This window comes from Enterobacter sp. HK169 (genome assembly GCF_001719105.1).
GTDB classification, from domain to species: Bacteria; Pseudomonadota; Gammaproteobacteria; order Enterobacterales; family Enterobacteriaceae; genus Enterobacter; species Enterobacter asburiae_B.
In genome coordinates, this window is sequence record NZ_CP017087.1 from 4,386,702 (window position 1) to 4,413,138 (window position 26,437).

Below are 26,437 nucleotides of genomic sequence, written 5' to 3' on the forward strand. Positions count from 1 at the left end.
AGCAGTCCCCTCTCCCCAGTGGGGAGAGGGTTAGGGTGAGGGGGAAAGGAGATTAAACCCGGCTACCCCACAGGTCATACTCGTCCGCGTTTTCAACCTTCACGCGAATGATATCACCCGGCTTGACGCTGGTTTCGCCGTTCAGGTACACCGCGCCGTCGATTTCCGGGGCGTCCGCCATGCTGCGGCCAATCGCGCCCTCTTCGTCAACTTCGTCGATAATCACCAGAATTTCGCGGCCCACTTTCTCCTGCAGACGCTCGGCAGAGATCTGCTGCTGCAGCTGCATGAAGCGGTTCCAGCGCTCTTCTTTCACCTCTTCCGGCACCTGGTCCGCCAGCTCGTTGGCGGTAGCGCCTTCAACCGGGCTGTACTTGAAGCAGCCTACGCGGTCCAGACGGGCTTCTTTCAGGAAGTCGAGCAGCATCTGGAAGTCTTCTTCGGTTTCACCCGGGAAGCCGACGATGAAGGTGGATCGCAGGGTCAGATCCGGGCAGATCTCGCGCCACTGCTTGATGCGCGCCAGCTGGCGATCAACGGATCCAGGACGCTTCATCAGCTTCAGGATGCGCGGGCTGGCGTGCTGCAGCGGGATATCCAGGTACGGCAGAATTTTGCCTTCCGCCATCAGCGGGATCACGTCGTCAACGTGCGGATACGGATAGACGTAGTGCAGACGCGTCCAGATACCGAGTTTAGACAGCTGTTCGCACAGGCCTACCATGCTGGTTTTCACCGGCTCGCCGTTGTGGAAACCGGAGCGGTGTTTAACGTCCACGCCGTAAGCCGAGGTGTCCTGGGAGATGACCAGCAGCTCCTTCACGCCCGCGTCGGCCAGACGTTTAGCTTCCGCCAGCACTTCGCCAATCGGACGGCTCACCAGATCGCCGCGCATGGACGGGATGATGCAGAAGGTGCAGCGATGGTTGCAGCCTTCGGAAATTTTTAAGTAAGCGTAGTGGCGCGGCGTCAGCTTCACGCCCTGCTCTGGCACCAGGCTCAGGAACGGGTTGTGCTTTGGTTTTGGCACGTAGTGATGAACATGTTCCAGCACCTGCTCGTAGCTGTGCGGGCCGGTGATCTCCAGCACCTTCGGGTGCACTTCGCGGATCTGGTCTTCTTTCGCGCCCAGACAGCCGGTAACAATCACTTTGCCGTTTTCCGTCAGGGCCTCACCGATGGCTTCCAGTGATTCCTGAACCGCGCTGTCGATAAAGCCGCAGGTGTTCACGATCACCATATCGGCGTTGTCGTAGCTTGGCACCACGTCATAGCCCTCGGTGCGCAGTTCGGTCAGGATGCGTTCGGAATCCACGAGGTTTTTCGGGCAGCCCAGGGAGACGAAGCCGATTTTCGGCTGGTGCGTAACATTGCTCATAGGTTAAAAATTCATCAATTATGGAGTTATCAGGGCGGGATTTTACAGCGTATCGCGGGGGATTTATACACTCTTTGCAAGGCGGATGCGCCGGGCAGACGTTGTAACATTGTAAATAATGTTAATCAGTTAATAAAAATTGATCCCAGGCATTAAACTGTACAAAAAATGTACTTATCCTGATTATGCACAATGGCTGACAGAGGAGGAAAGAGCATGACCGTTGACAGACTAAAACGCGATCTGCTTAACAAGCTGATCAACGCCCGAATCGACCTGGCCGCGTACCTGCAGTTGAGGAAGGCAAAAGGGTATATGTCAGTCAGCGAAAGCGAACATCTGCGTGATAACCTGTTTGAACTTTGCAATTTCATGCGTGAAAAAGCACCGACCCTGAAGGCGGAATACGGCGAAAGTGAGCTGATCGCCCTGCGCCGCGCCGCTGAGGTACTTTCCATCGCTGGGGTATGTTTGATGAACGGACGCCACGACTGCCCGAATTTTATCGCTGTTAACGCGGAGAAGCTTGAAAACTGCCTGACCACGCTCTCTCTATGCATCATGTGCCTGAACGAGCACGAGAAGCTTGAACAGCACTGACCCAGGGGGAGGCAACTCCCCCTTCTGATTAAGCTTTTGTAAAAGTGGTAACGCGCCCGGATGCAGTGGCTAACCTTTATGCCATATGCCGATAAAGGAGTGCGTTATGCCTCGATCCTCGCTAATTTCCCTGCCTGCGCTGTTCATTCCGTTTTCGCTTCTTGCTGCCCCGGAGGCGGTCAAGGTCGAGGTGCTGCAAAACAAACTCGATCATCCCTGGTCTCTGACGTTTCTGCCGGACAATAAAGGCCTGCTGGTGACCCTGAAGGGCGGTCAGCTCAAACGCTGGCAGGCCGGAAAAGGGCTGTCCGATCCGATTGTCGGCGTGCCGAAGGTCTGGGCAAACGGTCAGGGAGGATTGCTGGACGTGGTCCTCGCCCCGGATTTTGAAAAATCACGCCGCATCTGGCTGAGCTTCGCCGAAGCCGGGAGTGACGGCAAGGCCGGAACGGCGGTGGGCTATGGCCGACTGAGCGACGATCTGACGCGCATTGAAGCCTTCCAGGTGGTGTTCCGCCAGATGCCGAAACTCTCCACCGGGAACCATTTTGGTGGGCGACTGGTGTTCGACGGCAAAGGCTCGCTCTTTATCGGACTCGGCGAGAATAACCAGCGTCCGACGGCGCAGGATCTGGATAAATTGCAGGGTAAAGTGGTACGCCTCACCGAAGACGGAAAAGTGCCGCCGGATAACCCCTTTGTGAATACCCCCGGCGCGCGACCCGAAATCTGGTCTTACGGCATTCGCAACCCGCAGGGGATGGCGATGAATCCCTGGAGCGACGCGCTGTGGCTGAACGAGCACGGTCCGCGCGGCGGGGATGAGATCAACATCCCGGAGAAAGGAAAGAACTACGGCTGGCCGCTGGCGACGCACGGCATTAACTATAGCGGTCTGAAAATTCCGGAAGCCAAAGGCGAGCACGTTGAGGGAACCGAAAAACCGCTGTTCGTCTGGAAAGTGTCACCTGCCGTGAGCGGTATGGCGTTTTACAACAGCGACGTCTTCCCGCAGTGGAAAAACAAGCTGTTTATCGGCGCGCTAAAGGAAAAGGACGTTATCGTGCTGAGCGTGGACGGCAATAAGGTCACGGAGGATGGGCGAATTCTCGGCGACCGGGATAAACGTATTCGCGATGTGCGGGTGGGGCCGGACGGCTATTTATACGTTCTGACCGACGAGACGGACGGGCAGCTGTTAAAAGTCAGCCCGTCCGGTGCGTAATCAGGTGACCGGGATCATTACCACGTTGCGGTACGCCGGGCGATCGCTCAGCTGTTTTAGCCAGCGCTCAAGATGAGGGCGCGGCGTCCACTTCAGGCCGAGGTTGGTCAGATTCCAGACGAACGGCGCCACGGCAATATCGCCCACGCCGAACGCCTCACCGGAGAACCAGGCGTGCTTCGCCAGTTCGTCATCCATCATCGCAAACAGGTTTTCACACGCATCCTGAGCGGCATGAATGGCAGGGTAGTCGCGCTCGGGTTCAGGAGTTCTGACTAACCCCATCAGGATCACGCGGTGGGTTGGCGATAGCGTCTGATTCGCCCAGTCCATCCACTTTTCACCCTGGGCGCGACGGGCCGGGCTTTCCACCCACAGGCGGCCCTGACCGTACTGGGCGGCAAGGTAACGGACAATGGTGTTGGATTCCCAAAGCGTCGCGTCGGTTTCATCATCGCGCAGCAGCGGCACCAGGCCGTTCGGGTTCATGGCCAGATAGTCGGCCTCTTTGTTCACGCCGAACGACATGCCGGCCATGATTTGATTGAACGGTAAATCCAGCTCCTCGAGCGTCCAGAGCACTTTCTTAACGTTGGTCGAGTTGTTCCTGCCCCAAAGCGTAATCATATTTACTCCTGATGAGATGTGAATCCGGGTCAGCTTTCGCATGGTGAGATAAACCTAACAATTACGCAACAGAAGACAAAAAAATCGTCTGAATCAAAGCGTATCTGAATGTTATTGCATAAACTTTAATAACTTTACCCTCGTTGGGTTTCTTTAACCGTTTTAGTGCGCTATTACTCATCGCTTCTTGCGACACGGTGATGTGACGTAATTTTTGAATGGACACTCGGGTGGCATTTATGACGCGTAAAATGACTTCTCTGCGCAGCCTTGCGACAGGCTCTGCGCTCCTTTTCCTGTTTGCACCAACGCTCTACGCAGCTGAACAGGCTGCGCCCGAAGCGCCGCCTGTGGATGCGCGCGCCTGGATCCTGATGGACTACTCCAGCGGTAAAGTGCTGGCGGAAGGCAACGCGGATGAGAAACTCGATCCGGCAAGCCTGACCAAAATCATGACCAGCTATGTGGTCGGCCAGGCGTTGAAAGCGGGCAAGATCAAGCTGGACGATATGGTCACCATCGGGAAGGATGCCTGGGCGACCGGCAACCCGGCGCTGCGGGGCTCTTCGGTGATGTTCCTGAAGCCGGGGGATCAGGTTTCCGTTTCCGATCTGAACAAAGGGGTAATTATTCAGTCAGGAAATGATGCGTGCATCGCGCTGGCCGATTACGTTGCCGGAAGCCAGGATTCTTTCATTGGCTTGATGAATGGCTACGCGCAGAAACTGGGCTTAACCAACACCACGTTCAAAACGGTTCACGGTCTGGATTCGCCGGGACAGTTCAGTACCGCGCGCGACATGGCGCTGCTGGGGAAAGCGCTGATCCACGACGTGCCGGATGAATACGCCATCCATAAAGAGAAAGAGTTTACCTTCAATAAAATCCGTCAGCCGAACCGCAACCGCCTGCTGTGGAGCAGCAACGTTAACGTGGACGGAATGAAAACCGGCACCACGGCGGGCGCGGGCTATAACCTGGTGGCCTCCGCGACCCAGGGCGACATGCGCCTGATTTCGGTGGTGCTGGGCACCAAAACCGACCGTATTCGCTTTAATGAGTCAGAAAAACTGCTGACCTGGGGCTTCCGCTTCTATGAAACCGTGACGCCGATTAAACCGGATGCCACGTTCGTCAGCCAGCGCGTCTGGTTTGGCGACAAGAGTGAAGTCAATCTCGGGGCGGGTGAAGGCGGCTCGGTGACCATTCCGCGCGGTCAGCTGAAAAATCTGAAGGCCAGCTTTACCCTGACCGACCCGCAGCTCACGGCTCCGCTGAAAAAAGGCCAGGTGGTCGGGACGATTGATTTCCAGCTAAACGGTAAGTCGATTGAACAGCGTCCGCTGATTGTAATGGAGGCGGTGGAAGAGGGCGGCTTCTTCAGCCGGATGTGGGATTTCGTGATGATGAAATTCCACGGGTGGTTTGGCAGCTGGTTTAGCTAAGTTTTTTGCCGGGTGACGCTGCGCTTACCCGGCCTACGTTTTTTCTCCCTCTCCCTGTGGGAGAGGGCCGGGGTGAGGGCATCAGACCGCACCCCTCTTAATACATCAACTTCACCTGCTGCGCCTTCGCGTGGGCCACAATCTCGTCGTCCGGGCGGCAGTCGCTGACGATGGCGTCAAACTGCGCCAGCTCGCCCATTCTTGCCGAACGTACCTTGCCAAACTTGCTGTGATCGACCACCAGCACATGGTACTGCGCGGCGCTTAACGCCCAGTGCTTCACCGGCAGCTCTTCCAGGTTAAAGCAGGTCGCACCCTGACGCACGTTGACGCCTGCGGCGGAATAAAACGCGATATCCGGGCAGAGATTGCTGAGCGTATCCTGCAGGTTGAGCGGCTTAAAGATGGCGTTGCTGGCGTGAAACTCGCCGCCGCAGAGGATCACCCGGCACTCCGGTTTCTCCTGAAGCGCCAGAAAGGTGTTCAGGGAGTAGCACACGGCGGTAAAAGGGATGCTGTTGTCGATGGCTTCGATAATCCACGGCGTGGTGGTTCCGCAGTCAAAAAACAGCGTCTGGTGCGGCTGTACCAGTGAGGCCGCAAGCCGGGCGGCTTTGCGTTTCTCTTCAACCAGGCGCGTCTTCTGGTCGCTGATCAGATAATGGCTGGCGCTACGCGGCTCAAGCACAATATACCCGCCGAGCAGCACGACGGGCGCGCTTTCGCTGTTCAGATCCCGACGAATGGTCATCTCTGAGACGCCGAGGAGGTTGGCGGCTTCCTTAAGATGCAGCTTATCGCTGCGCTTCAGCGCCTGTAGCAGCTGAGCAATGCGGTCATCGCGACGTGTTTCCATAGTTCCTCGGGATAAAAAAGTGAACCCCCGCAGGGCGGGGGTTCAAGTGTAACCTGTCAGGTTGGGGTTAGTCACGTATCCAGCCTTTGCGGATCGGGATAGCGAAAATGGCGCGGTAGAGCGAAGACAGCGTGCGGTAAAGCGCTTCGCCAAAGAGGCTCCACAGGATAGCCGCGCTCACGCAGCCAATCAGCCCCACCAGGAAACCGCCCACCATATCCAGCGGCCAGTGAACGCCCAGGTAAACGCGAGACCAGGCGATAGCCAGGGCTGCCACCATCAGGACCGCACCGGACCACAGGCGATGCCAGAACAGGAAAGCCAGCGCGAAGGTAAAGATCACCGTTCCGTGATCGCTCGGGAACGAGTCATCCGGCGCGTGGTGCAGGAAGGTATAGCCGACGCGATCGACAAAAGGACGATCGTGCGGGAACGCATGGCCGAGAATGTAGCTGACCAGGACGCTTACCCCGAGCGCCATCGCGACTTTAATCACCAGCTGGCGCTGCGCCTTCACCTGGCTGCGGGGACCCCACAGCCAGAGAATCGCAGCCAGTGCAGGCACGATACTGATCAGATCTTTTGCCAGAAAGGTGGCAAAATCGATCGACCACTCAGGCGAGGCTGGCGTGGCGTTGATCAGATAAAACAGCTGATAATTCAGATTTTCTAACATAGCGTTATCACTCTTTAGCAAACCGGGTGGAAATAAGTCCGTAGACCACCACCTGGGAAAACCAGACCCACCACCCGGCCCACAGGTTGTGAGAGAAAAAATGCGCCCCGCGCATGACCTGGCCGTAGCCCATCGCCAGACCTAACACCACGCCCAGCGCGACGAAGCACCAGGCGAGACGCGGACGCTCGCGCCAGAAGGCAAAAAACAGCCCCATCACCATAAAGCCGCTGGAGGCATGACCGCCGGGAAAACAGCGCCCCGGACCGCTGTCAGCAGGGACGGCGCTGAACAGGGGATAAGACATAGCCTTTCCGCCATATTCCACCAGATCCCACGGGCAGCTGTGATGGCTCACGCTTTTCAGCACGCCCACCACCAGCGCGCCAACGCCCATCAGTAGCGCCGCCGTCACCAGCCTTGCGTTGCGCTTGTAGGCGCCGTAAAACAGCGCCACGGCACCTAAGCCGATGGCGATGTACTTCGCCAGGCGGTGGTTCAGCAGATCCAGCAGATGATCTTTCTGCAGCGGAAAGGTCTGCGTTGCCGCGTCATACCAAAAGCCGGTGATCCATCTGTCGAGCGCTTCATTGCGCGATAGCCATGTAAACACCACGGCAAGGGCGATCAGTACGAAAAGCTGATAACCATAAAAGCGGGTCGGCAAGCGGTAAAGTCGTTTTGTCTTATTTGTCTGTAAGTTAGACAATTCTGAACGGCTGGAGGTGAGTGCCATAATTTGGGATCGTTGACGAGTAATCGCGCTATCATAAAAGTGTCAACTTAAGGAAACCTTAAACGAAGACGATATGTGCTTTATTTCTGTTTATCCTCAATAAATCACTATCTCGGGCTGCGGCATTTCATTAAACTCGTCGCGATTTTGTCATTATAAAGAGATTGCATGTTAAACCGTTCTTCTTCTGGTTCACGTCTGGGTCGTCAGGCGTTGCTTTTCCCTCTGTGTCTGGTGCTCTACGAATTCTCTACCTATATCGGCAACGATATGATCCAGCCCGGTATGCTGGCCGTTGTGGCGCAGTACAACGCGGGTATTGAGTGGGTGCCGACCTCCATGACCGCCTATCTGGCCGGCGGCATGTTTTTACAGTGGCTGTTAGGCCCGCTGTCGGATCGTATTGGCCGTCGTCCGGTAATGCTGACGGGCGTGGTGTGGTTCATCGTCACCTGTCTCGCCACGCTGCTGGCGCAAAACATTGAACAATTTACCCTGCTGCGTTTCCTGCAGGGGGTGAGCCTGTGCTTTATCGGCGCCGTGGGGTATGCCGCCATTCAGGAGTCGTTTGAAGAGGCGGTATGTATCAAAATTACCGCGCTGATGGCGAACGTCGCGCTGATCGCCCCCTTGCTCGGGCCGCTGGTGGGGGCCGCGTGGGTGCACGTTGCGCCGTGGGAAGGGATGTTTGTGCTCTTTGCGCTTCTCGCCGCCTTCGCGTTCTTTGGCCTGCACCGGGCGATGCCGGAAACGGCCACCCGCATCGGCGAGAAACTCTCGCTGAAAGAGCTGGGTCGGGATTACAAAGAAGTGCTGAAGAATGGCCGATTTGTGGCGGGCGCGCTGGCGACCGGGTTCGTTAGCCTGCCGCTGCTGGCGTGGATCGCGCAGTCGCCGGTCATTATCATCAGCGGTGAAAAGCTCAGCAGCTACGAGTATGGCCTGCTGCAGGTGCCGATCTTTGGCGCGCTGATTATCGGGAACCTGGTGCTGGCACGCCTGACGTCACGCCGCACCGTGCGTTCACTGATTATCATGGGCGGCTGGCCGATTGCGGCAGGGCTGATTCTGGCTGCAGTGGCGACCGTCGCGTCATCCCACGCCTACCTGTGGATGACGGCGGGGCTCAGCCTCTATGCCTTCGGAATTGGCGTGGCCAACGCCGGGCTGGTACGCCTGACGCTATTTGCCAGCGAGATGAGTAAAGGCACGGTCTCAGCGGCAATGGGAATGCTGCAGATGCTGATTTTTACCGTCGGTATTGAAGTGAGCAAGCATGCCTACGCGATGGGCGGCAACGGGCTGTTCAGCCTGTTTAACCTCGCCAACGGCGCGCTGTGGGTTGGCCTGATGGTGGTGTTCCTGAAAGATAAACGCGTCGGGAACGCCCTGCAACCATAATCTTTTTTCCCTCTCCCCTTTGGGGAGAGGGCCAGGGTGAGGGGCGAGGGCGCCAGACCGCACGCGGTCAATTAAACGGTGCCTCCCCGTTCAACACCTTCTCAATCACGTTTAAAACGCCTTCATCGTTATTGTGTGGCGCTTCAAAACGCGCTGCCTCTTTGATGTGCGGTCTGGCATTCGCCATCGCAAAGCTGAACCCGGACTGGCGCAGCATCTCCACGTCGTTGCCGCTGTCGCCGAAGGCCACCACTTCGCTGTCGTCAATGCCCCAGCGCTTTTGCAGGATCCGCAGACCGTTAGCTTTGTGCACGCCGGGGATAATCAGGTCGATACTGCCGTGGCCGGTGGTGACGGGCACCATGATGTCGCTCAGCTTTTCATGCAGCAGCGCCTGAATTCGCGGAATTTCATCATCAGAGACGTTAAGCCCGAACTTGAAGAAAATATCGTTCAGGTTATCGAAATCGCTGACCATTTCGAGGCGGTGATAGTACTTCGCCGCGATATCCTTAAAGCCCTCGTCATAGCATTTCAGCGTGTACGCGCTGCTTTTCCCGCAGGCGATAATCTCAATGCCCGGAACGTCGTTTAAGACGTTCGCGACGGTCTCGAAATGGGCTTTCGACAGTTCACCGTTAAAGACATCTTCACCTTCGCTCACGACCCAGCCACCGTTTTCGGCGACGAACGCAATCTCATGCGCAATCTCCGGGAAAAAGGAGATCAGCTGGTAATACTGGTTGCCGCTGGCGACCACGAAGCGGATTCCTTGCGCCTTCATGCGGGCGTACTGCGCCAGAAAGCGCGGCCGATTATAGGTCTTGGCATCGCTCAGAAAAGTACCATCCATGTCGACGGCGATCAGTTTAACGCTCATATCCCTTCTCCAGTGTCGTTTGATTCGTTTCCGGCTTTGCCACCGCGCGCGCCACCAGCGCCGCGATGATGACCAACCCTAACACCACCAGCATGGCGCTGCGCAGCCCGTAGTGCTCGCCGAGGAAGCCGAGCAGCGGCGGCCCGACCAGGAAGGCGAGATAACCGGTAGTTGCCACCACGCTGACGCGCGTCGGGGCATCCGGGCCGGTGTCGCTGGCGGCGGAAATGGTCAGCGGGAAGCCAAGTGATGCCCCCAGTCCCCAGAGGATCACGGAAACGCCCGCAATCCAGTCCACGTCCACAAAGATGATCATCGCGATACCCAGGCCGCCGAGCAGGGCGCTGGCGCGCACCACCGCCACGCGGCTGTAGCGGTCGATAAACCAGCCGCCGGTGAAGCGCCCGACGGTCATCCCCAGCGTAAACCCGGCGTAAATCAGCGAGCCGGAGGTCGGGCTAAAGCCGTGACCGTCCACCATCAGCAGCGGCAGCCAGTCGTTGGCGGAACCTTCCGCGAACGCCATCGCCAGCACCACCACGCCGATCAGCATCAGCTGGAAGTCGCGGTAGAAGGGCAGCCCTTTTTCGGCCGAGTGCTGTTCGTCAGCGGAGTTCTTACCGGTGCCGTCCGGGATGGCCCGGATGCCGGTCAGGATCGGAATGATGCACACCAGCGCCGCCAGCAGGATATGCAGATTCGCGCTCACGCCGGTGGCCGTCAGCGCCATCCCCACGCCCGCACCGGCCAGCGTGCCAAGGCTGTAAAAACCGTGCATCATCGGCAGCACGGTTTTATTCATCTCACGTTCGACCGCCGCCCCTTCCACGTTGATGGCAACTTCCGCCGAACCGAAGCTGCCGCCAAATACCGTCAGGCCCAGGGCGAACAGCACCGGCGAGGCAAACCACAGCGCCACGCTCAATATGCCCATCCCGAACACGGCAAAGCACATGGTGGTGCGGATCACCGCTCGCGTACCAAAGCGCTTTACCAGCCACGCGGAGCAGAGGATGCCGCTCATGGAGCCTATCGACAGGCCGAACAGCACGATGCCCATCTCGGCGGTAGAAACGGACAAAATATCGCGAATGGCGGGGGTGCGCGTGGCCCAGGAGGCCATCAGCAGGCCGGGAATGAAGAAGAACATAAACAGCGCCCACAGGCGTCGCTGCAGGGCTTTACGGGGAGAGGTCTGCGTCATTGGGGTAGCACCAGAAGTACAACAATAGCGACAACACTAGCAAGTTTGTGTACATTTGTACACAAACCACGTGAGGAATTTATGAGCAGACCACCGAACGATCCGCATCGCCGGGAGAAGATCCTGCAGGCAACGCTCGATACCATCGCCGAGCACGGCATTCACGCCGTCACGCACCGTAAAATCGCCACCTGCGCGGGCGTGCCGCTGGGGTCGATGACCTACTATTTCGACGGCATGGAGCCGCTGCTGGAGGAGGCCTTCACGTGGTTTACCCGACAGATGTCGCAGCAGTACCGGGATTTCTTCGCCGGCGTCACCGGGCCGGAAATGGCGTGCGAATCTATCACCACCCTGATCCACAGCTCGCAGGTGACCACGCCGCACAACATGGCGCTGATGTATCAGCTCTACGCCTTTATGCACCGCAGCGCGGCGCTCAAAACGGTGATGCAGGACTGGATGAAAATGAGCCAGACCACGCTGGAGCAGTGGTTCGACCCGGTTACCACCCGCGCCCTGGACGCGTTTATCGAAGGGATGACGCTGCACTATGTCACCGACCGGGCGCCGTTAACCCGGGAGGAGATCCGGGCGATGGTGGGGAGAATTGCGGGCGAGGGCGGCCGCTAGGTTGCGCCCGCGGTCATATTGACGGTGGTTCCCGTCATAGCGCCTGCCGCATCTGAGGCCAGAAACGTAATCGTGTCTGCCACCTGTGCCAGCGTCGGCAGGCGATGCGTCAGGGTGCTTTGCGCGGCACCGCTGAGAAACTGCTCAACCGTAATCCCCATCGCCTGCGCCCGGGCGGCGAAAATGGCTCCCACATACGAACCCGCCTGCACCGCGTCGGCTATCGCATGCGAACGCACGCACAGCACGCGAATATTTTGTGTCCCAAGTTCCGCCGCCAGCGCCCGGGTCAAGGCTTCCGTTCCCGCGCAGCCGACGATATGCCCGAGGTGGCCCGCGATCGTCATGTTCGCGGCAGGCGCGACGACGGTAATAATGACTCCACCATGCTCGCCGCCCATGCGGGGCGACACGGCTTTCGCAATGTTAAAGTAGGCAGCCAGGAAGGGATCAAAACCCTGCCTGAACTCATCAAGCGTTAACGCCTCAAGGCGTTTGCCCTGATCGTGCATAAAGCCCGTGGCGTTGACGACGATATCAATGCGGGCAAGGTCGGGGAGCAGCGAGGACTCCTCGAGCGCATCGAAAACAAACGTGCTGGCAGAACCGCCCGCGGCGCGAATGCTGCTGGCGACCTGCTCCAGCCTGGCGTGGTCGCGTGCGGCGAAGTACACATCCGCCCCTTCACGCGCCAGAGCGTGCGCCACTGAACTGCCGATGACGCCGCTTCCGCCGAAGATAACGGCGGTTTTGTTCTTAAAGCCCATAGCTGCATATCCTCACCAGGATTAACCCTCAGAAGTATGTGCCGGGTTTCGGCTGATGCAACCTGGCAGATGGGTGGGGTATGCGGCTGGAAGGCCTTACTGCGCCATTATCAACGGGTTACTTTGGCGAGATTTTTTTGCCGCTGGCGTCCACGACGGCTTCGCCATCCTCTTTCGTAAACGCCCCTTTCTGCGCATCCGGCAGGATGTCGAGGACGACTTCAGACGGTCGGCACAGGCGGGTACCCAGCGGCGTCACCACGATCGGACGATTAATCAGGATCGGGTGCTGCAGCATAAAATCAATAAGCTGGTCGTCGGTGAACTTATCGTCGGCAAGGCCGAGCTGTTCATAGGGCTCCACGTTTTTACGCAGCAGATCCCGCACTGAAATACCCATCTCGGCAATCAGGGCGGTCAGCTTATCGCGCGACGGCGGGGTTTCCAGATAGAGGATAATCTCTGGCTCCGTGCCGCTGTTGCGGATCATCTCCAGCGTGTTGCGCGAGGTTCCGCAGGCCGGGTTGTGATAAATGGTGATGTGGCTCATATCAGTGGCTCATTACAGTGTGAAGGAGAGACGTAGCGCTAGCGCCCTGGTGTTCCAGACAATATTCAACACTATCGGAAGATCGTTAATGTGGTACCGCTGGCCAACACCAGCAACGACAGTATAGTGGAAGAACATAGAGGGCAACGCTCTCGAACTTCACAAGGTATAAATACCAAATGTGTTCGCCTCAAGATGTTCCACAAGTTAGGGGCAGTTAAATATATAAAAATCAACGCTATAATGATCAAAGCTGATATGGACTTCGATGCGAAGGTATGACAGATAGCCCGCATGCACCTACGGGCTATTAGACTGGATAAGTAAGGGCGGCTATTAGAACAATTGTGCCCGCTGGGTGTTATTAGGGGGAGCAATTTATCCGAGCGAATGCTCTAGATTATATATTTTCAAGCCATAAGAAGTGACTTTTTTAAATATCACAAAGGTTCTTGAGATGATCAAAAAATTTATGTATATCATCAGGAATGTTATCCGAGGCCATTTCTTTAAGGATATCTTCTCTAGTAATTGCATAAGTTCCCTCAATACTATCCTCACCTTTAGTTAATATTTCTTTTCCTCTTGCATCTCTTATGGTCATACTTACATCCGAGATCTTGAAGTTTTCTGGGATTGCCAATGCGTGTTTCTCTCGGAAAAAAAGATCGATTTCAGCACGCTCTTTACCAGTGCAATTCACGATTGCATCTATGTCTAAAAAATAGTTTTCTATATGTCTTCTTCTCCATTTAAGTGGAGTAAATCCTGGCTCTGGACAGTCTATACCTTTATCGCTTAAGTTTGCATCTACTGAATTGTCTGCATCATCATCACGATCTCGTAAGCTCAGTGCCTTGAGTTCCGGGATTTCTTTTTTTAATTGTAAAAATAGTTGATATCTTTCTGATGATTTACCAGTCCATAGCCACGTTGTAAGATTTGATGGCCATTCGTAATCTAATTTTTTTGCGATTTCTTTCAAAAATCGCTCATCGCTCACCCCTTCAATGATTAGTAATTTTTTGTCTTTTATAAGATTATGTAATTTGGGCGTGTGTATAGTGCCTATGCCTGAAAGTAATTTTATTTTATCCGTATCAAGAGATAAGTATTTCCCTCGTGATTTATCAATACCTAAAATCTTTTCATTGGGATATATTCTTATTAACTCTGTTGAATGGGTCGCTAAAAGAACCTGTTTATTTAGCGAGTTAGCTATTGTCTCAAGTTTATTCGTTAGTAAAGTTTGGAGAAGTGTATGAAGATGAGCATCAGGTTCATCAAGTAAAATTACATTATAACTTGGTGATAATGCTAGTGTATATACGCTCAGCCACTGAAGAAACCCACTACCCTCAACCATAATATCTCTAGAATTATATTTAGGGTATTTTTTAAAAATACCATTATCTACGCTTCCTTTTACACATTCTATTCTAAGATAACTATGATATTTTTCATTGAATGGAGTTACTTTTATTTGTGTTGAAAAAATATCCTGCATGGTTTTTTGTAATATTTCCCAAGGGTCTGTTAATCTTAATTCTTTAAGATCGCTAGTCTTGATTTTTGACCGCTCGCCTTTTAGTGAAATCCTCTTTTCTTGATTTGCAGAATGAAGTTCGTATATTGAATTTCGAATAACTCCGCCAGATAGGCCTTGTCCGATTAATCTGTTTCGCATCGCGGGAGTATGTTTTACCTCACGATCAGTAATACCAGCGAAAGGAGGAAGATAAGCAATTTCTGGAACTTTTCCGTCAAGTGGATTGCCATCAACATCTAACACATCTTGTACATTCAAGTTTGTTGACGTAGTTTTTATAAATAAGCGATCATTGGCTAAGGATAGGCCAATTTCAAGGTATTTTTCATTGCCGTTTTCATCATCCCAGAATACATTTATTTTTAATGTGTATCCATCTTGCTCGTTTTGCTTTTGTGAGTTTAAATTAGTCCATAAATGACTTAAAGATGGTATGTACATCGGTGTGAAATCAATAATTCCAAGCCCTAAGCCTTGATTTTTTGCCGTTGTAATCCAACTTTGTCTACCTTTTTCTATTTCTAATATTGATTTGCAAAACTGCCAAGTTGCCAACGCTTGTAATAAGCTCGATTTTCCAGAGTTATTACCACCGACGATAAGTGAAAGACTTTCCTTTAATTCTATTTTAGAATCTTTAAATTGTTTAAAACGTTTTAACTCAACTTTTTTGATATGCATTATCTCACCTGTGCCGATGCTCATTTTATAACCTTCCATAGTTGTTCCACGTTGCATACAACTAAGGCTTCATGGTTATACGTTACTGCTACTTCACACTTTAAAGCAATTGTCTTAAAAGAAAGTTTCTTGAATTGTGAACTCACTGAATACTTGACTCTCCTAAAAAGCCAGCATGCAGATACTATGAACGAAGTTAATGCGAAGCGCTGATAGTATCGAGGGCAAGTGGGCGAACTGCAAATCACCTGGCTTACCGCCCACGTGGAAAAAGCTCTTATCTGGTGGATACTCACAGTTGGGTAGCTTAAAAGTAATCGCTGAGCAGGCTGGTAGCCATGGCTCTTTAAACACTGCCGCCAGTTTGTCGCGATTGGCTTAGATAGGACTGGGTAAATTGTTGATAGGGAAGGCTCTGAATTTCAGGCAACAAAAAACCCATCAACCTTGAACCAAAACGGCGGGGTTGATGGGCTCCACAAATTGGGGACATCAAAGAAAAGCAGTGGCACTAGTTATGACTGCCCCCTGATAAAAAAGTTCTGCGCGTGACGAAAATAATTTTCCCCGCGCGCAAACTTAGGAGTTATCCGAGTCCGGGCCAGATGATAACGATCAGCGTACCCGCCAGGGTCAGCAGCACGTTAGCGATAGCGTACGTACCCGCATACCCCAGCGCCGGGATGTTGCTGCGCGCGGTATCGCTGATGATTTCCATGGCCGGCGCACAGGTACGCGCGCCCATCATTGCCCCGAAGAGCAGGGCGCGGTTCATGCGCAGCACGTAGGCGCCGAACAGGAAGCAGATCACCACCGGCACCAGGCTGACGATAAGTCCGGATACCAGCATCTGCCAGCCGACGGCGCCCAGGCTGTGCCCGATACCGCTTCCCGCGCTTAAGCCGACGCCCGCCATAAAGACCATCAGACCGAACTCTTTCACCATGTTCAGTGCGCCCTGCGGAATGTAGCCGAAGGTCGGGTGGTTGGCTCGCAGGAAGCCCAGCATGATCCCGGCAAACAGCAGCCCGGCGGCGTTACCGATGCCGAAGCTAAAGTTGCTGAACTGGAAGGTGATCATCCCGATCATCAGGCCAACGATAAAGAAGGCGCAGAAGGCCAGCAGGTCGGTGACCTGGCTGTGAATGGAGATAAAGCCGATGCGGTCGGCAACGGTTTTCACGCGTCGCGCGTCGCCGCTGACCTGCAGAACGTCGCCTTTGTTGAGCACGACGTTATCGTCGATAGGCATCTCAATCTGGCTGCGGATCACGCGGTTGAGGAAGCAGCCGTGGTCGGTCAGCTTCAGCTGCGCCAGACGGCGGCCCACGGCGTTATGGTTTTTCACCACGATCTCTTCGGTGACGATACGCATGTCGAGCAGGTCGCGGTCGAACACCTCTTTGCCGTTACGGAAGCTCGGGTCGAGACGGGCGTGGGCGTCCGGATAACCCACCAGCGCGATGTCGTCGCCCATCTGCAGCACCGCGTCGCCGTCCGGGTTCGCCAGAATGCCGTTGCGGCGGATACGTTCGATATAGCAGCCCGTCTGGCGATAAATCCCCAGCTCGCGCAGGTTTTTGCCGTCTGCCCATGCCACCAGCTCTGGCCCGACGCGATAGGCGCGGATCACCGGGAGATAGACTTTACGTTTGGAATCGGTATCCAGGCCGCGCTCGCGCGCGATTTGCTGGGCGCTGGTCTGCAGATCCTGGTGCTGTAGTTTTGGCAGGTAGCGCGCGCCGACGATCAGGCTCACCAGACCAATCAGATAGGTCAGGGCATAACCCAGGCTCAGGTGGTCGAGGGCGGTAGAGAGCTGCGCGCCGGCCATGCCGGAATGGCGCAGGGTATCACCGGCACCCACGAGCACGGGGGTGGAGGTCATGGAGCCTGCCAGCATACCGGCCGTTAACCCGATATCCCAGCCAAACAGTTTACCCAGCCCTAACGCGATCAGCAGCGCGCTGCCGACCATCACCAGCGCCAGCATCAGATAATTTTTGCCGTCGCGGAAGAAAATTGAAAAAAAGTTCGGTCCCGCTTCCACGCCAACACAAAAAATAAACAGCATAAAGCCTAAGTTGAGCGCGTCCGTGTTAATGCTGAAGTGCTGCTGGCCTAATAATAAGGAGACGACTAAAACGCCAATGGAATTACCAAGTTGAACTGAACCCAGGCGCAATTTACCCAGGCAGAGGCCCAGCGCCAGTACCACAAATAATAACAGGATGTAATTCCCATTTAACAAGTCTGCGACGTTTATATTCACGGAGGCTAACTTCTTGTTTACCAGTAAGTTGTTGAATGAAAGGACTATTTGGGCTACTGTTTTCTGAGCCAGGGAACGTGTTCAACCCTCCCTGTTACCTAATTTATTCCCTAAAACATTAGCTGGCCGATAGTTTAATCGTATTAGCTACTGACAGCTACCTATTATCGCATCACCCTGTGCGTACTTTGGCAAGGATTGCCGCATTGCTTTATCTGACTGGGCGTCTACCCGACGAAGGTGTATTTGATAGAGATAAGTCAGGAGGATAGTTTGAACATTAAACGAAACTGGGCGGGGGTGATCAGCTGCTTTTTGCTGTTTACCGTCGTGTGCATGTCGCTCGCTTTTAATGTGAAGGGGGCATTCAGGGCTGCCGGACACCCGGAGCTGGGGCTGCTCTTTTTTACCCTGCCGGGAGCGGCAGCCAGTTTTCTTTCCCGTAAAGGGGAGGTGGTCAAGCCGCTTATTGGCGCAATGCTGGCGGCACCGCTGTGTCTGCTGCTGATGCGCATGCTGTATGTGTCAACGCGAAGTTTCTGGCAGGAGATGGCGTGGTTGCTGAGCGGCGTCTTCTGGTGCGCCCTCGGCGCCCTGTGCTATTTGTTTGTGTGCAGCCTGATTAAGCATCGACGGCACCACAAATAAAAACGCCCTCCGGGTGAGGGCGTCTTCGCATTACTGGGCGGCAAACAGGCCCAGATGTTCTTTGGCGTAAGCTTCAAAGTCAGTGCAACCGCCGATGTGTTTCTGATCGAGGAAGATCTGCGGTACGGTTTCAACCGGCTTGCCGACGGTTTTTTCGAGATCCGCTTTGGTGATGCCTTCCGCGTGGATGTCCACGTAGCGGAAGTTGAAGTCATCGCGCTCTTCGGTCAGTTTCTCAGCCAGCTCTTTCGCGCGCACACAGTAAGGGCACCCTGGACGACCAAAAATTACTGCAAACATTTCTCTCTCCTCAAAAAACAAGCCTGACGGCGAATAGGACATATAGTGCCCGATAACCTGCCGCCATTAAAGAAGGTTTCGCCTGTCGCTTTGATACAGTAAGGCTATGTTTCGCCAATTACACCGCGCAAATCATTGCCTATACTGGCTGCCATAAGGTTTAAGCAAGACAAAGAGAGACAAGATGACGCCAACCATAGACCTGCTCACATCCCACCGTTCCATTCGCCACTTCACCGACGAGCCGATTACCGAGGCGCAGCGCGAAGCGATTATTAACAGCGCCAGGGCGACCTCCAGCTCCAGCTTTCTGCAGTGCAGCTCGATTATCCGCATTACCGACCCGGCCATGCGTGAACAGCTGGTCGCGCTGACCGGCGGACAGAAGCATGTGGCCCAGGCCGCGGAGTTCTGGGTGTTCTGCGCCGACTTTAACCGCCACCTGCAGATCTGCCCTGAGGCCGAGCTGGGGCTGGCCGAACAGCTGCTGCTGGGCGTGGTGGATACCGCGCTGATGGCGCAAAACGCCTTTACGGCGGCGGAGTCGCTGGGATTAGGTGGCGTCTACATCGGCGGCCTGCGTAACAACATTGAAAGCGTGACCGAGCTGCTGAAGCTGCCAAAACACGTCCTGCCGCTGTTCGGCCTGTGCCTCGGCTGGCCTGCGGATAACCCGGATCTGAAGCCGCGTATTCCTGCCGCCATGCTGGTGCACGAAAACCACTACCAGCCGGTCGATCAGGACGTCCTGAATCAATATGATGAAGAGCTGGCGAACTACTACCTGACGCGCGGCAGCAATAACCGTCGCGATACCTGGACTGACCATATTCGTCGCACCATCATTAAAGAAAATCGCCCGTTTATCCTGGACTATCTTCACAAACAGGGATGGGCTACACGCTAAACCTTCTAAGGCGGTGATGTTATCGCCGCCAATGAACAAAATGTTCAAAATCGGGTATCACAGGGAATACTAAAGTTTCAAGCTTCAGTTGATGGCTGTAGTTGACACTCAATACGTTTTCGCATATTTACTCTGCAATGGTTTGCGGAGCGAAGACAAACTTACTTTGCAAAAATGATAATAATTTGTTTTCATATGGTTAGGGGGATAAGTGAGTATTGCTGATAGCAGTCAATTCATAAAATCAGTTAAGTCGCATCCAGAAAATTTTTTTATAATCCATTACTCATGCCAAAACCTTAACGATGATAACGAGGCATTGTCTCCGCGTATCACATCGATAGCTATAAACCATTACAGCACTGGTCAATCAGTAAGCTTTTCCACGCACTCTGTTTCCGAAGAACTACTGATTCCGCGAAATGATGTACTGCAAAGGTTTGATGAAGTCGAACTTGAGTTGTTGACTAAGTTCTACAAATTTATTCGAGATCGACGTGACAAATTCTGGGTACATTGGAATATGAGAAACCTTACCTTCGGATTTGAGCATTTAGAGCATCGTTATCGTGTATTGGGCGGCAAGGACGCTTGTGTCATCGATGTTGAGCGTAGGTTGAATTTGAATGACCTAATTTCTGACCGCTATGGAGCTGACTATGCAACGCATCCAAAAATGACGTCGCTAATGGATCTAAATGGTGGAAGGCATAGAGACCTTCTTAATGGGAAGGAAGAAGTTGAAGCTTTTGAGCGGAAAGAATTCATGCGTATGCACTCCTCTACGCTTTCAAAAGTTGGTTTCTTTAGTTCGACCATGAGGAAGCTTGTCAATGGCAAACTCAAAACCGCCTCAAAAGGATTTGGTGTAAGACTAGATAAACTTTTCGAAGGCAGGGGAGCAAAAGGTGTTGCTCTTTTCGCAACCTCGCTGACGATTGTTGTAGCAGTTTGGCAGTTATATCTCTGGGTAAGCCCTATTTGGGCTTAAATCATACCAATACCCCCATATAAAGTGGGGGGGGAGCTAATTAATAAAGAGCTTAAATGTTTCTCGTTCCATGCCAATCTGTTTAACATCGATGAAAATCTTGTGTAGTGCCATTGTATCTTTAACCAACGCACGGATCTTTTTCTTATCTTCATCAGAGGTTTTCAAACCCAAAATCACACGTTTTAACTGATGGCGGGGGAACGGGTAGATCCCTGAAACGTCGTTTTTTACACACCTCATTTCCTGTTCGTAACTCCATTGCGTAGACTTCGTGAAAATAGCTTTAAGACTCATATTCTGAGTTGAGCCTGATTTGTCATATGCAGGGGGGCGAGCATCGGAATAGATGACATCATGCGGAACTAAGAATTCTGTATCTCTGTAGAAAGGATGTGTGTACATCTTTATCGCCACAGCTTTAGCATCTTCATGCTTAAGTTCAAATTCAATCACACATCCTTTGTGGTTGTTCGCGTAATGCGCCCACATCGGTAAAATGGTTGCTGATTTACTAAAGCATGTTGCAGCAGAATGTTTAGAGGTCTCTTTCCTGAAATTGAGTGTGTTCGTAACAGTAAACATCTGTTCACGTTGCTTAAGAGTGAAACGCGGATCGTTGAATCCGTTCTCTTTTCTGATGCGTTCAACCATCTTTTCGTATCCTTCTCTGGGGAAATAAGGATACGTATCAAAAGGATCGTTGAACTTGTCTGGAGTCGTAAACTTCAACGTTGAATCTTTGATGATACACAGTGCCGCGTCGATACTCATGTACTTAAAAAACTTGGTCTTATGCTTAGGATTTTTGTTCATATGTTGTTCAACGTTTGACGGTTAGCATTTAATCGATGAGAGAGACATTATCACGTGTAAGGCAAAAACCGGGCAAGTGAATACAGACGGGTTCTTTTTTGATCAAAAAGATAATTCCAAATGGATGTAAAATCGGTAAATTTCGAGCGTGCATTACGTTTACGCGTATATAAAACTTTGAATCTAGTTCTATTCATAGCCTGAACCTATCACCAGAATTAAAAACCATTTGTACTAATGTAACATTCAGTTTACATCTGCTTCGGTCGTTCAGTATTTCTACAAATATTTTTCTGATAAATACACGTACAAAGTTACGAACAAAGAGAGAAAAAATTACGTGGAATACTCAACTAAAAGCTAGGTTGTGAAGCGTTGCGGGTTCTATATCAAATCAGTAACTAACTAACTAACTAACTAACTAACTAACTAACTAACTAACTAACTAACTAACTAACTAACTAACTAACTAACTAACTAACTAACTAACTAACTAACTAACTAACTAACTAACTAACTAACTAACTAACTAACTAACTAACTAACTAACTAACTAACTAACTAACTAACTAACTAACTAACTAACTGAACGAACGGGGCGCGGACGCTTGCTGGTGTCCGGACAAACGAAAATTTCGTGAACAAGAAATTACTGAATGGGTTATGAAGAACATCATTACCCATTAACCAGTTCTTTTTTGCGGATGATTGCGTTCGTAGTCATTGGTGAATCCCTTTAAGTTTCTGACTCTGCGTTGTTACGTCGTTTTGATCGGATTCATTATGCCTCGGCTGGCCTGCGGATAACCCGGATCTGAAGCCGCGCATTCCTGCCGCCATGCTGGTGCACGAAAACCACTACCAGCCGGTCGATCAGGACGTCCTGAATCAATATGATGAAGAGCTGGCGAACTACTACCTGACGCGCGGCAGCAATAACCGTCGGGATACCTGGACTGACCATATTCGTCGCACCATCATTAAAGAAAACCGCCCGTTTATTCTTGATTACCTGCACAAACAGGGCTGGGCGACGCGATAGTCCATTCCGCCTGCGCCTGCCTGCGTATATGATATGCAGGCTTTTTCCATGTCTTCAGAGAGGTGCAGGGTGAAAATTGCCATATTGTCCCGGGATGGAACGCTCTATTCATGTAAGCGCCTGCGAGACGCGGCGGCGAAACGCGGGCATCAGGTTGAGATCCTCGACCCGATGTCCTGCTATATGAACATTGACCCGGCCGCCTCGTCGATTCACTACAAAGGCCGCAAGCTGCCGCACTTTGATGCGGTGATCCCGCGCATCGGCTCCCAGATCACCTATTACGGCACCGCCGCGCTGCGCCAGTTCGAGATGTTGGGCAGCTATCCGCTTAACGAATCCGTCGCCATTTCGCGCGCCCGCGACAAGCTGCGCTCGCTGCAGCTCCTCGCCCGTCAGGGGATCGATCTTCCGGTTACGGGGATTGCCCATTCACCGGACGACACCAGCGATCTTATCGATATGGTGGGCGGTGCGCCTTTGGTCATCAAACTGGTGGAAGGCACGCAGGGCATTGGCGTAGTGCTGGCGGAAACGCGTCAGGCGGCGGAGAGCGTGATTGACGCCTTTAGGGGCCTCAATGCCCACATCCTGGTGCAGGAGTACATCGAAGAGGCGAAAGGGCGCGATATTCGCTGCTTCGTGGTCGGCAATGAAGTGGTGGCGGCCATCGAGCGCCAGGCGAAAGAGGGCGACTTCCGCTCTAACCTTCACCGCGGCGGCGTGGCGCGGGTAGCTGATATTAGCGATCGCGAACGTGAAATTGCCGTAAAAGCGGCGCAAACCCTGGGGCTGGACGTGGCGGGCGTAGACCTTCTGCGGGCGACGCGCGGGCCGCTGGTCATGGAGGTGAACGCTTCGCCGGGGCTGGAAGGCGTAGAAAAAACCACAGGTGTCGATATTGCAGGTAAAATGATCGCATGGATCGAGCGACATGCCACGCCGGGCTACTGTCTGAAAACGGGCGGTTAAATGGTATTGAACGCACTTTTTGCGTACCCTATGCACAGATTATATTGAAGAGGCTGCACAGCGATGGATTTACAGGTCGTACCTACACTGGATACGTTACGTCAATGGCTTGATGATGCCGGAATTACGTTCTTCGAATGCGATTCCTGCCAGGCGCTGCATCTGCCTCATATGCAGAATTTCGACGGCATTTTCGATGCCAAAATCGATCTCATTAACGACGTGATCCTTTTCTCCGCGCTGGCCGAAGTGAAGCCCTCCGCGCTGCTGGCGCTGGCCTCCGACCTGTCAGCGATCAACGCCAGTTCTTTGACGGTGAAAGCATTTCTCGACATACAGGATGATAATCTGCCAAAACTGGTCGTTTGCCAGTCTTTATTCTCCGGTGCCGGGCTGTCGTTCAAGCAGTTCTCCTGGTTTATGCGCTTGAGCGAAGAGCAAATTTCCATGGTCATGATGGAAGCCAATGCACACCATCTGCTGTATAGCGCGGAAGATGATGCAGAGAATAATGATGCATCTCCCAATTTTCTTCACTAAGCCTGTCTGACTTTTGCGCAGTCGCTGCCATAGCGGCTGCAGAAGGCCATTTTTTCTGCTGCTTTTAACCTTTCTTTAAAGAGTTTTTCACCTCCCTGAAGGCCGTTTCGGCTTATCACGTAGACATAACCTGCATAAAAAATTGATAAAAGGCGTTTTTTCGTCTGGGCTATAGCCGGAGACACGGGCTACAGTTATTCTTGCGATGCTTAAAAAAGCGAGCGGAAGCTGCCGGGTAAAGAGGTTTCTTTTTATTTTGGGCAGAGCGACAAACTATGCATGATTATTGCATATCTTCAGATTGCACAGTTTTAGTTCGTTTGTTAACGAGCTTTCAGAAGGAATAAAGATATGATCGCCTTGAATAAAAAATGGTTATCGGGTCTGGTTGCGGGTGCTCTGATGGCCGTCTCTGCCGGCACGCTCGCTGCGGAACAAAAAACGCTGCACGTTTACAACTGGTCTGACTATATCGCGCCGGACACGGTGGCGAATTTTGAAAAAGAGACCGGCATTAAAGTGGTCTACGACGTATTCGATTCCAACGAAGTGCTGGAAGGAAAACTGATGGCGGGCAGCACCGGGTTTGATCTCGTGGTGCCTTCCGCAAGCTTCCTCGAGCGTCAGCTGACGGCAGGCGTCTTCCAGCCTCTGGACAAGAGCAAGTTACCGAACTGGAAAAACCTCGATCCGGAAGTGCTGAAGCTAGTGGCGAAGCATGACCCGGACAACAAATACGCCATGCCTTACCTGTGGGCGACCACCGGTATCGGCTACAACGTGGATAAAGTCAAAGCGGTGCTGGGCCCGGACGTCAAGCTGGACAGCTGGGACGTGGTGCTGAAGCCGGAAAACCTTGAGAAGCTGAAAAGCTGCGGCGTCTCCTTCCTCGATGCGCCGGAAGAGATTTTCGCCACCGTGCTGAACTACCTGGGCAAAGACCCGAACAGCAGTAAAGCCGATGATTACACCGGCCCGGCGACCGATCTGCTGCTGAAGCTGCGTCCAAACATTCGTTACTTCCACTCGTCTCAGTACATCAATGACCTGGCGAACGGCGACATCTGCGTCGCGATCGGCTGGGCAGGGGACGTGTGGCAGGCGGCTAACCGCGCGAAAGAGGCGAAAAACGGCGTGAACGTCTCTTACTTCATTCCGAAAGAGGGGGCGCTGGCCTTCTTTGACGTCTTCGCGATGCCGGCTGATGCGAAAAACAAAGACGAAGCCTATCAGTTCCTCAACTACCTGATGCGTCCTGAGGTGATCGCCCACATCAGCGACCACGTATACTACGCGAACGGTAACAAGGCCTCCGTGCCGCTGGTAAGCGAAGAAATCCGTAACAACCCGGCTATCTATCCGCCAGCGGATGTGTTCGCCAAGCTCTTCACCCTGAAAGTTCAGGATCCAAAAATTGACCGCGTGCGTACCCGCGCGTGGACCAAGGTGAAAAGCGGTAAATAACGGCGTTGGGTATTGTTGCCCGGTGGCGCTGTCGCCTACCGGGCCTGTACAACCCGTAGGCCGGGCAAGCGTTAGCGCCGCCCGGCGATGCGCACCCTGACGGTGCGTTTGCACCAGTACTGATCTATGCCGGAGAACACCCCGTGAATGACGCGATCCCCCGCCCGCAGGCGAAAGTCCGTAAAGCGCTGACCCCGCTTCTTGAAATTCGTAACCTCACCAAATCTTTCGATGGCCAGCATGCCGTGGATGACGTCAGCCTGACTATCTATAAAGGCGAGATTTTTGCCCTTCTGGGGGCTTCTGGCTGCGGAAAATCGACCCTGCTGCGTATGCTGGCCGGTTTTGAACAGCCCACCGCCGGGCAAATCATGCTTGATGGCGTGGATCTCTCCAGCGTGCCGCCGTATCAGCGCCCGATTAACATGATGTTCCAGTCCTACGCGCTGTTCCCGCACATGACGGTGGAGCAGAACATCGCCTTTGGCCTGAAGCAGGACAAGCTGCCGAAGGCCGAAATTACCGCGCGCGTGGCCGAGATGCTGAGCCTGGTGCACATGCAGGAGTTCGCGAAGCGTAAGCCGCACCAGCTCTCCGGCGGCCAGCGCCAGCGCGTGGCCCTGGCCCGCAGTCTGGCAAAACGCCCGAAATTATTGTTGCTCGATGAGCCGATGGGCGCGCTGGATAAAAAACTGCGCGACCGTATGCAGCTCGAAGTGGTGGATATCCTCGAGCGCGTGGGGGTGACCTGCGTGATGGTGACCCACGACCAGGAAGAAGCGATGACCATGGCCGGACGCATCGCGATCATGAACCGCGGGAAGTTCGTGCAGATTGGCGAGCCGGAAGAGATTTATGAGCACCCGACCACCCGCTACAGCGCGGAGTTTATCGGCTCGGTCAACGTCTTCGAAGGGCTGCTGAAAGATCGTCAGGAGGATGGCCTGGTCATCGAATCGCCGGGGCTGCAGCATCCGCTTAAGGTCGATCCGGATAACTCCGTGGTGGATAACGTGCCGGTCTATGTCGCGCTGCGTCCGGAGAAGATCATGCTCTGTGAGGATCCGCCTGCCGATGGCTATAACTTTGCCGTGGGCGAAGTGGTGCACATTGCCTATCTGGGCGACCTGTCTATCTACCACGTGCGGCTGAAAAGCGGGCAGATGCTCAGCGCGCAGCTACAGAACGAACATCGCTACCGCAAGGGGCAGCCAACATGGGGTGACGAAGTGCGCCTGTGCTGGGATGCTGACAGTTGCGTCGTACTGACGGTATAA

25 protein-coding genes and 1 pseudogene are annotated in these 26,437 nt (G+C 53.5%); 13 read left to right on the top strand and 13 right to left on the bottom strand.

What is annotated here, in order from left to right:
• Window positions 1-52 precede the first annotated feature (52 nt).
• The gene (gene rimO, locus EnteroDNA1_RS20815; protein ID WP_039261460.1) at window positions 53-1,378 is read right to left on the bottom strand and encodes a 30S ribosomal protein S12 methylthiotransferase RimO; all 1,326 of its coding nucleotides are present in this window, start codon (window positions 1,376-1,378) and stop codon (window positions 53-55) included.
• A gap of 216 nt (window positions 1,379-1,594) precedes the next feature.
• On the opposite strand from rimO, the gene bssR reads away from it, so the two are divergent.
• Entirely contained in the window at window positions 1,595-1,978 is a 384-nt protein-coding gene (gene bssR / locus EnteroDNA1_RS20820) for a biofilm formation regulator BssR (RefSeq protein WP_064672152.1), read from the top strand.
• 106 nt (window positions 1,979-2,084) lie between these two features.
• Complete coding sequence (locus EnteroDNA1_RS20825) at window positions 2,085-3,203, top strand: PQQ-dependent sugar dehydrogenase (RefSeq protein WP_064672153.1); 1,119 nt, start codon at window positions 2,085-2,087, stop codon at window positions 3,201-3,203.
• On the opposite strand, the gene EnteroDNA1_RS20830 is transcribed toward EnteroDNA1_RS20825, so the two are convergent.
• The gene (locus tag EnteroDNA1_RS20830) at window positions 3,204-3,830 is read right to left on the bottom strand and encodes a glutathione S-transferase family protein (RefSeq protein ID WP_064672154.1); all 627 of its coding nucleotides are present in this window, start codon (window positions 3,828-3,830) and stop codon (window positions 3,204-3,206) included.
• A 239-nt stretch (window positions 3,831-4,069) separates the two neighbouring features.
• Between EnteroDNA1_RS20830 and dacC the strand changes: the two genes are divergently transcribed.
• Complete coding sequence (dacC, locus tag EnteroDNA1_RS20835; RefSeq protein WP_047061880.1) at window positions 4,070-5,275, top strand: serine-type D-Ala-D-Ala carboxypeptidase; 1,206 nt, start codon at window positions 4,070-4,072, stop codon at window positions 5,273-5,275.
• A 97-nt stretch (window positions 5,276-5,372) separates the two neighbouring features.
• On the opposite strand, the gene deoR is transcribed toward dacC, so the two are convergent.
• The 3 genes from deoR to EnteroDNA1_RS20850 all read right to left on the bottom strand — a co-directional run bounded on the left by deoR (window position 5,373) and on the right by EnteroDNA1_RS20850 (window position 7,543).
• On the bottom strand, window positions 5,373-6,131 hold the full coding sequence (gene deoR, locus EnteroDNA1_RS20840; protein WP_047061464.1) for a DNA-binding transcriptional repressor DeoR: 759 nt from the start codon (window positions 6,129-6,131) through the stop codon (window positions 5,373-5,375).
• A 67-nt stretch (window positions 6,132-6,198) separates the two neighbouring features.
• Window positions 6,199-6,807 carry an undecaprenyl-diphosphate phosphatase gene (gene ybjG, locus EnteroDNA1_RS20845; RefSeq protein ID WP_039261467.1) on the bottom strand — a complete coding sequence of 203 codons (609 nt, stop codon included), beginning with the start codon at window positions 6,805-6,807 and terminating at the stop codon, window positions 6,199-6,201.
• 7 nt (window positions 6,808-6,814) lie between these two features.
• Window positions 6,815-7,543, bottom strand: coding sequence for a phosphatase PAP2 family protein (locus EnteroDNA1_RS20850; RefSeq protein ID WP_069303860.1), 729 nt, complete (start codon window positions 7,541-7,543; stop codon window positions 6,815-6,817).
• A 168-nt stretch (window positions 7,544-7,711) separates the two neighbouring features.
• On the opposite strand from EnteroDNA1_RS20850, the gene EnteroDNA1_RS20855 reads away from it, so the two are divergent.
• Window positions 7,712-8,944, top strand: a complete 1,233-nt coding sequence (locus tag EnteroDNA1_RS20855) for an MFS transporter (RefSeq protein WP_032661345.1) — start codon at window positions 7,712-7,714, stop codon at window positions 8,942-8,944.
• A 67-nt stretch (window positions 8,945-9,011) separates the two neighbouring features.
• Here EnteroDNA1_RS20855 and EnteroDNA1_RS20860 read toward each other — a convergent pair whose 3' ends face one another.
• Both EnteroDNA1_RS20860 and EnteroDNA1_RS20865 read right to left on the bottom strand, forming a co-directional pair.
• On the bottom strand, window positions 9,012-9,824 hold the full coding sequence (locus EnteroDNA1_RS20860) for a Cof-type HAD-IIB family hydrolase (protein WP_069303861.1): 813 nt from the start codon (window positions 9,822-9,824) through the stop codon (window positions 9,012-9,014).
• Window positions 9,814-11,028: an MFS transporter gene (locus EnteroDNA1_RS20865; RefSeq protein WP_032661348.1), complete on the bottom strand. Its 1,215-nt coding sequence runs from the start codon at window positions 11,026-11,028 to the stop codon at window positions 9,814-9,816. The genes EnteroDNA1_RS20860 and EnteroDNA1_RS20865 overlap by 11 nt, the downstream gene beginning before the upstream one ends.
• A gap of 81 nt (window positions 11,029-11,109) precedes the next feature.
• Between EnteroDNA1_RS20865 and EnteroDNA1_RS20870 the strand changes: the two genes are divergently transcribed.
• On the top strand, window positions 11,110-11,661 hold the full coding sequence (locus EnteroDNA1_RS20870) for a TetR/AcrR family transcriptional regulator (protein WP_033145035.1): 552 nt from the start codon (window positions 11,110-11,112) through the stop codon (window positions 11,659-11,661).
• Here EnteroDNA1_RS20870 and EnteroDNA1_RS20875 read toward each other — a convergent pair.
• The 4 genes from EnteroDNA1_RS20875 to EnteroDNA1_RS20890 form a co-directional block, all read right to left on the bottom strand.
• A complete protein-coding gene (locus tag EnteroDNA1_RS20875) occupies window positions 11,658-12,428 on the bottom strand; it encodes an SDR family NAD(P)-dependent oxidoreductase (protein ID WP_069303862.1) in 771 nt (256 codons plus the stop codon). The genes EnteroDNA1_RS20870 and EnteroDNA1_RS20875 overlap by 4 nt on opposite strands.
• A gap of 118 nt (window positions 12,429-12,546) precedes the next feature.
• Window positions 12,547-12,978 (bottom strand): glutaredoxin-dependent arsenate reductase, encoded by a 432-nt coding sequence (arsC, locus tag EnteroDNA1_RS20880; protein ID WP_069303863.1) that lies wholly within the window; start codon window positions 12,976-12,978, stop codon window positions 12,547-12,549.
• Between the two features lie 433 nt (window positions 12,979-13,411).
• A complete protein-coding gene (locus EnteroDNA1_RS20885; RefSeq protein ID WP_166670497.1) occupies window positions 13,412-15,247 on the bottom strand; it encodes an AAA family ATPase in 1,836 nt (611 codons plus the stop codon).
• 547 nt (window positions 15,248-15,794) lie between these two features.
• A complete protein-coding gene (locus EnteroDNA1_RS20890) occupies window positions 15,795-17,480 on the bottom strand; it encodes an aspartate:alanine antiporter (protein WP_029739442.1) in 1,686 nt (561 codons plus the stop codon).
• Between the two features lie 273 nt (window positions 17,481-17,753).
• On the opposite strand from EnteroDNA1_RS20890, the gene EnteroDNA1_RS20895 reads away from it, so the two are divergent.
• A complete protein-coding gene (locus tag EnteroDNA1_RS20895; protein WP_033145040.1) occupies window positions 17,754-18,128 on the top strand; it encodes an inner membrane protein YbjM in 375 nt (124 codons plus the stop codon).
• A gap of 30 nt (window positions 18,129-18,158) precedes the next feature.
• Here the strand turns inward: EnteroDNA1_RS20895 and EnteroDNA1_RS20900 are convergent, their stop codons facing one another.
• Window positions 18,159-18,428: a GrxA family glutaredoxin gene (locus EnteroDNA1_RS20900; protein WP_006809455.1), complete on the bottom strand. Its 270-nt coding sequence runs from the start codon at window positions 18,426-18,428 to the stop codon at window positions 18,159-18,161.
• 184 nt (window positions 18,429-18,612) lie between these two features.
• Between EnteroDNA1_RS20900 and nfsA the strand changes: the two genes are divergently transcribed.
• Both nfsA and EnteroDNA1_RS20910 read left to right on the top strand, forming a co-directional pair.
• A complete protein-coding gene (gene nfsA, locus EnteroDNA1_RS20905) occupies window positions 18,613-19,335 on the top strand; it encodes a nitroreductase NfsA (protein WP_033145041.1) in 723 nt (240 codons plus the stop codon).
• Window positions 19,336-19,546: 211 nt separating this feature from the next.
• Window positions 19,547-20,326, top strand: a complete 780-nt coding sequence (locus EnteroDNA1_RS20910) for a hypothetical protein (RefSeq protein WP_069303864.1) — start codon at window positions 19,547-19,549, stop codon at window positions 20,324-20,326.
• A gap of 36 nt (window positions 20,327-20,362) precedes the next feature.
• Here the strand turns inward: EnteroDNA1_RS20910 and EnteroDNA1_RS20915 are convergent, their stop codons facing one another.
• A complete protein-coding gene (locus EnteroDNA1_RS20915) occupies window positions 20,363-20,980 on the bottom strand; it encodes a DUF2971 domain-containing protein (protein ID WP_166670496.1) in 618 nt (205 codons plus the stop codon).
• A gap of 943 nt (window positions 20,981-21,923) precedes the next feature.
• Here EnteroDNA1_RS20915 and EnteroDNA1_RS20920 point away from each other — a divergent pair.
• The 5 genes and pseudogenes from EnteroDNA1_RS20920 to potG all read left to right on the top strand — a co-directional run.
• Window positions 21,924-22,184, top strand: a pseudogene (locus EnteroDNA1_RS20920) (oxygen-insensitive NADPH nitroreductase); the annotation flags it as partial.
• Between the two features lie 69 nt (window positions 22,185-22,253).
• A complete protein-coding gene (rimK, locus tag EnteroDNA1_RS20925; protein WP_033145042.1) occupies window positions 22,254-23,156 on the top strand; it encodes a 30S ribosomal protein S6--L-glutamate ligase in 903 nt (300 codons plus the stop codon).
• A 63-nt stretch (window positions 23,157-23,219) separates the two neighbouring features.
• Complete coding sequence (locus EnteroDNA1_RS20930) at window positions 23,220-23,696, top strand: YbjN domain-containing protein (RefSeq protein ID WP_014169308.1); 477 nt, start codon at window positions 23,220-23,222, stop codon at window positions 23,694-23,696.
• A 351-nt stretch (window positions 23,697-24,047) separates the two neighbouring features.
• On the top strand, window positions 24,048-25,160 hold the full coding sequence (gene potF, locus EnteroDNA1_RS20935; RefSeq protein WP_023335062.1) for a spermidine/putrescine ABC transporter substrate-binding protein PotF: 1,113 nt from the start codon (window positions 24,048-24,050) through the stop codon (window positions 25,158-25,160).
• Window positions 25,161-25,303: 143 nt separating this feature from the next.
• Complete coding sequence (potG, locus tag EnteroDNA1_RS20940; RefSeq protein ID WP_024907855.1) at window positions 25,304-26,437, top strand: putrescine ABC transporter ATP-binding subunit PotG; 1,134 nt, start codon at window positions 25,304-25,306, stop codon at window positions 26,435-26,437.

Bases quoted from the DNA above. Each gene is read 5' to 3' on its own strand.
- rimO (WP_039261460.1), bottom strand. From the start codon at position 1,378: ATGAGCAATGTTACGCACCAGCCGAAAATCGGCTTCGTCTCCCTGGGC.
- bssR (WP_064672152.1), top strand. From the start codon at position 1,595: ATGACCGTTGACAGACTAAAACGCGATCTGCTTAACAAGCTGATCAAC.
- EnteroDNA1_RS20825 (WP_064672153.1), top strand. From the start codon at position 2,085: ATGCCTCGATCCTCGCTAATTTCCCTGCCTGCGCTGTTCATTCCGTTT.
- EnteroDNA1_RS20830 (WP_064672154.1), bottom strand. From the start codon at position 3,830: ATGATTACGCTTTGGGGCAGGAACAACTCGACCAACGTTAAGAAAGTG.
- dacC (WP_047061880.1), top strand. From the start codon at position 4,070: ATGACGCGTAAAATGACTTCTCTGCGCAGCCTTGCGACAGGCTCTGCG.
- deoR (WP_047061464.1), bottom strand. From the start codon at position 6,131: ATGGAAACACGTCGCGATGACCGCATTGCTCAGCTGCTACAGGCGCTG.
- ybjG (WP_039261467.1), bottom strand. From the start codon at position 6,807: ATGTTAGAAAATCTGAATTATCAGCTGTTTTATCTGATCAACGCCACG.
- EnteroDNA1_RS20850 (WP_069303860.1), bottom strand. From the start codon at position 7,543: ATGGCACTCACCTCCAGCCGTTCAGAATTGTCTAACTTACAGACAAAT.
- EnteroDNA1_RS20855 (WP_032661345.1), top strand. From the start codon at position 7,712: ATGTTAAACCGTTCTTCTTCTGGTTCACGTCTGGGTCGTCAGGCGTTG.
- EnteroDNA1_RS20860 (WP_069303861.1), bottom strand. From the start codon at position 9,824: ATGAGCGTTAAACTGATCGCCGTCGACATGGATGGTACTTTTCTGAGC.
- EnteroDNA1_RS20865 (WP_032661348.1), bottom strand. From the start codon at position 11,028: ATGACGCAGACCTCTCCCCGTAAAGCCCTGCAGCGACGCCTGTGGGCG.
- EnteroDNA1_RS20870 (WP_033145035.1), top strand. From the start codon at position 11,110: ATGAGCAGACCACCGAACGATCCGCATCGCCGGGAGAAGATCCTGCAG.
- EnteroDNA1_RS20875 (WP_069303862.1), bottom strand. From the start codon at position 12,428: ATGGGCTTTAAGAACAAAACCGCCGTTATCTTCGGCGGAAGCGGCGTC.
- arsC (WP_069303863.1), bottom strand. From the start codon at position 12,978: ATGAGCCACATCACCATTTATCACAACCCGGCCTGCGGAACCTCGCGC.
- EnteroDNA1_RS20885 (WP_166670497.1), bottom strand. From the start codon at position 15,247: ATGGAAGGTTATAAAATGAGCATCGGCACAGGTGAGATAATGCATATC.
- EnteroDNA1_RS20900 (WP_006809455.1), bottom strand. From the start codon at position 18,428: ATGTTTGCAGTAATTTTTGGTCGTCCAGGGTGCCCTTACTGTGTGCGC.
- nfsA (WP_033145041.1), top strand. From the start codon at position 18,613: ATGACGCCAACCATAGACCTGCTCACATCCCACCGTTCCATTCGCCAC.
- EnteroDNA1_RS20915 (WP_166670496.1), bottom strand. From the start codon at position 20,980: ATGGTTGAACGCATCAGAAAAGAGAACGGATTCAACGATCCGCGTTTC.
- EnteroDNA1_RS20930 (WP_014169308.1), top strand. From the start codon at position 23,220: ATGGATTTACAGGTCGTACCTACACTGGATACGTTACGTCAATGGCTT.
- potF (WP_023335062.1), top strand. From the start codon at position 24,048: ATGATCGCCTTGAATAAAAAATGGTTATCGGGTCTGGTTGCGGGTGCT.